This is a genomic window from Nonomuraea diastatica, from assembly GCF_004349015.1.
Classification (GTDB): Bacteria; Actinomycetota; Actinomycetes; order Streptosporangiales; family Streptosporangiaceae; genus Nonomuraea; species Nonomuraea diastatica.
Window position 1 is genome coordinate 1 of the sequence record NZ_SMKP01000346.1, and the last position, 4,019, is coordinate 4,019.

General features: G+C 65.9%; 3 protein-coding genes and 2 pseudogenes. 4 read left to right on the forward strand and 1 reads right to left on the reverse strand.

Annotation, left to right across the window (positions count from 1 at the left end; all coding sequences use genetic code 11):
- Both E1294_RS53960 and E1294_RS58740 read left to right on the forward strand, forming a co-directional pair.
- Positions 1-182, forward strand: a pseudogene (locus E1294_RS53960) (hypothetical protein); the annotation flags it as partial.
- 30 nt (positions 183-212) lie between these two features.
- A pseudogene (locus tag E1294_RS58740) lies at positions 213-853 on the forward strand (IS1634 family transposase); the annotation flags it as partial.
- An 88-nt stretch (positions 854-941) separates the two neighbouring features.
- Here E1294_RS58740 and E1294_RS51180 read toward each other — a convergent pair.
- Positions 942-1,541: a TetR/AcrR family transcriptional regulator gene (locus E1294_RS51180; protein ID WP_132520373.1), complete on the reverse strand. Its 600-nt coding sequence runs from the start codon at positions 1,539-1,541 to the stop codon at positions 942-944.
- Between the two features lie 515 nt (positions 1,542-2,056).
- On the opposite strand from E1294_RS51180, the gene E1294_RS51190 reads away from it, so the two are divergent.
- Together E1294_RS51190 and E1294_RS51195 are read left to right on the forward strand one after the other, a co-directional pair.
- Positions 2,057-2,851, forward strand: a complete 795-nt coding sequence (locus E1294_RS51190; RefSeq protein ID WP_132520376.1) for an alpha/beta fold hydrolase — start codon at positions 2,057-2,059, stop codon at positions 2,849-2,851.
- Between the two features lie 209 nt (positions 2,852-3,060).
- The gene (locus E1294_RS51195) at positions 3,061-3,768 is read left to right on the forward strand and encodes a transposase (RefSeq protein WP_132520379.1); all 708 of its coding nucleotides are present in this window, start codon (positions 3,061-3,063) and stop codon (positions 3,766-3,768) included.
- The last annotated feature ends 251 nt before the right edge of the window (positions 3,769-4,019 follow it).

A 4,019-nucleotide genomic window follows, 5' to 3' on the forward strand; every position in this document is an offset into this window, starting at 1 on the left:
ACCGGCACCGCTTCCGCACCCGAGCGGAGGCCCGGTTGAAGATCGCGACCTGGATCGCGGACTTCTACAACGTCAAGCGCAGGCACAGCGCCAACGACGGGCTGCCGCCTGTCACATTCGAGCGTCACATGATCGAGAAGCGGCAAGCATCAACGGCCCTGCTGAGGGCCGCTGTGGCATAGAACCGTCTCCACGATTTGAGGGGATTGACACAGCGTGACAAGCAGCACCGCGAGCAGGCGATCACGCGGATCGAGGCCGAGCCGGAGCGGATCAAGGCTCAGCGCGAACGCGAAACCAGACGCGAGTTGAGCGCCAAGGCTCGCCAGAAGGCCGAGGCCGGCCATGTCCGCGCTGAGTGCGCGCTGCGCGACCACCCCACGCTCAAGCGGTGGATCCGCCAGCAGAAGAACGGACGGCTGGTGATCGACCGGGCCAAGGTCAAGGCCGAAGAACGACTGGACGGCAAGTACCTGCTGGCCACTTCAGACCCCGACATCAGCACTGAAGACGCCGCGCTCGGGTACAAAACCTCCTCGAAGCGGAGCGAGGATTTCGGGACATGAAGTCCGAACTGCTGCTCCGGCCCATCGTCCACCGGCTCGAACACCGCATCCGCGCGCACGTACTGATTTGCTGGCTCGCCCTCCTGCTGACCCGGGTCGCCGAACGCGGATGCGGGCAAAGATGGCCCCGGATCAACCGCGAATTGTCCCGCCTGTCCCAAGTCACGCTCGCCGGGCCAGCTGGAACCGTCGTCCACACCACCCCGCTACGACCCGCACAACGAGCCGTCTACCAGTCACTTTCCATCACGCCACCAGCCCGGGTCTCCGTCTTCGAACCCGCCTGACCCGACCAGCACCTGGCTGCGGAGGGCGTAGCACACGACCCTCTACGGCCCTGCACGCGTTCCTCCAGGTCAACCCTCAATATCGGGCTCACATGTGACTACCAACTGCGGAACCCGGGTGCAGGGTCGTGAGCCATTGGCTTACGACGGCGTCGATGAAGGCGTCGGTGACCGGGCCGCGGTCGAGGAAGAGTCGGGCGAGGACGGGCCCGTACAGCAGGGTGTACTCGTCGTCGCTGATCCTGACGCCCGCGGGCTCCAGCAGGTTGTTCAACGCGGCGTGACGGTCTTCGCCGATGCGTACGAGCGCCTGGGCGCTGTCGGGGTCGTGGTCAGCCTGGGCGGTGACGGTCAGCACCGCAGTGCGCATGGCCGGGACACTGACACCTGCGCGCAGGCTCTTCAGCCAGGCGGTGGCCACGGCACGCACGTCGCTGCCCGGTTCGGGATAGGTGCCGAGGTCGGGGCCTTCGAGGATGAGGTCGAAGAGCAGTGCGGCTCGAGTGGGCCAGTGCCGGTAGAGGGTCTGGCGGGTGACGCTTGCCCGCTCGGCCAGAAGGGCGTAGGTCAGCCCTCCCGCTCCGACCTCAGGTAGCAGTTCTCGCGCGATGGCCAGCACGCGGTTGCGGGTGCGCTGCACACGCGGGTTGCTCGAGGTCGGCTGACGGCGGTGGAGAGGCTGCTTCATATCAGCAACTCTAACGGAAAATCATACACAGCGTGTGATCCAAGTCACCCCATAATCACACGCCATGTATGATACAAAGGAGAGAAATCATACGTACTGAATGATTCATGCGTGTGCGACTTCTCTCCCAGGACGTACCTAATGTTCTACCGCGATCACCTTCTCCGGCCACGGCGGGCCAGAGGTCCTCAGCCCGCCGGAAGTCTTGGCGCCGGAGCCGACTCCCGGTCAGATCCATATCCGCGTACGGGCGGTCGCCGTCAATCCGATCGACGTGCGGATCCAACTGGCCGCCGCACGGGCGCCTGCGCATCCGCACCTTCGCCGAGCAAGACATCGAGCGGGTCAATCACCTCGGCGCGGACGTGGACTTTGCCGCCGCATTCGCGGCCATGGGTCGGAAAGTGGAACGGCATCCTCCTGAACACCCTGGCCAGGCGCCGGTAACCGCACGCACTATCCACCCATCAACACCAAGATCCTCACCGACCGACGTATCCGAAAGGTAGATGACCATGTCACCTCGCAACCTGCCCGAACCCTCATTCGCCCGCACGCGCCTCGGCACCGGCCCTGGGCTGCTCCTCGCCCACGGCGCCGGCAGCAGCCTGGCCAACACCTACGGTCCCATACTGGAAGGCCTCGCCACCCGCCACACCATCGTGGGCATCGACTATCCCGGCAGCGGCGACACCCCCCGCTCCACCACCCCGCTGTCCGTCGACGACCTCGCCGACCAACTCGTCGCCGCCGCCGACGCAGAGGGCCTCGACCGCTTCGCCGTGTCCGGTTTCTCCCTCGGTGGCTCGGTCGCCATCCGCACTGCCGCCCGCCATCCCGAGCGCGTCACCGCACTTGTCCTGACCGCCGCTTTCCCGTACCGCGACAACCGGCTCGCTCTCGCCTCCTCAGTCTGGAGGAAGATCGCCGCGTCCGGCGACCGCGAGTTGCTCGCCGAATTCCTGATCATGGTGGCCGTCGGCACCCAGGTGCTGGAGTCGATGTCGTCCGAGCAACTGCAGGAGACCCTCCGCTTCGCCGCCGCCACCGCAGCCGACGGCTCCCCCGAGCAAGCCGACCTCGTCAGCCGGCTCGACGTCCGCGACGACCTCGCCGGTATCAAAGCTCCCACCTTGGTGATCTCGACCACCGACGACTGGGTCACTTCCACCGCCCTGCACCGCCAACTCGCCGAAACCATCCCCGGCGCCCAACTCGCCGAAATCGCTACTGGCCACCTGCCGATGCTGGAGCGAACCGACGAGTGGCTGCAGCTCATCACCGACTTCCTTGGTAAGCACAACACCTAAGCTTGACTCTGTCGGGGATCTTGTTGGGGGTATCACTGTAAGTGTGGGAACGATCACTGTGGGCAGATGAGTCTAGGTAGATCATCTTAACGCTTCGGGGGGAGCATCCATCATGACGGACATACGGGGAACATTAGCTCTGACCACCAGTTTCACTCCAGAGCACGAGCAGGCGGGAGGTTTGGCACGGGCTGCTCATCCTGGCGGACATGGCCCGCGGGCGACTGCGCAACAAGGCCGAGGACTTGGTAATGGCCTGCGAGGGCCGCTTCACCGAAGAGCACGCGGCCATGGCCCAACTGCATCTGGACGCCTACGACCACCTCACCCGAAAGATCGGTGAGCTGGATGCTCTGATCGCCACAACCGCCGCACCATATGCCGATCTGATCGGCCGCTTGATGACCATCCCCGGCATCGGGCTTCGCAGCGCCGAGGTGATCGTTGCCGAGACCGGCGGCGACATGACCCGCTTTCCCTCCCCAAAACAGCTGGCAGCCTGGGCCGGCCTGGCGCCGGCGAACCGCGAATCGGCAGGTAAGCGGATGCGAGCCGGGACCCGCCAGGGCAACAAGCACCTCAAGGCCGCCTTGACAGAGGCGACCTGGGCTGCCAGCCGAACCCCAACCCGGATCGGCGCCCGCTTCCGGCGGCTGGCGCGACGCTTCGGCAAGGACCATGCCAAGAAGGCCGCCACCGCCGTCGCGCACACCCTGCTGCGCATCGCCTGGGCGATCATGGCTCAGGGCGGGGTCTACCGCGAGGACGGTGCCGACTTCTACGACCGGCGTGAGGCCCGCCACGCCGAGCACATCGCCGCTCGCTCCATCGCCACCCTGCAACGCCTCGGCTACCAGGTCAGCGTGGTTCCACCAAACCCGGCCACCCCCGACCCTCCGCAGGAGACAACCGCTTGACGAACCCACAGGTCAGCGGCCGGTCACCACTACACCAGACCGCGCCGCCGCTCTCGCCTGCCTAGCTACTGTCCGCTGCCGCGCTGTGGCTGATGCGCAAGTTTCGTCACAGACCACGAAACGCTTGAGGACTGTGAGACTGGTGAGGTACCGCCCGCCACGCCAGGGTCTGACCCAGTTTGAGACTGGCCACCTGTGCCTTGGTGATGACCTGTCGCCCTGGCCCGGGCGGTACCGCCGGACCAGGCGCG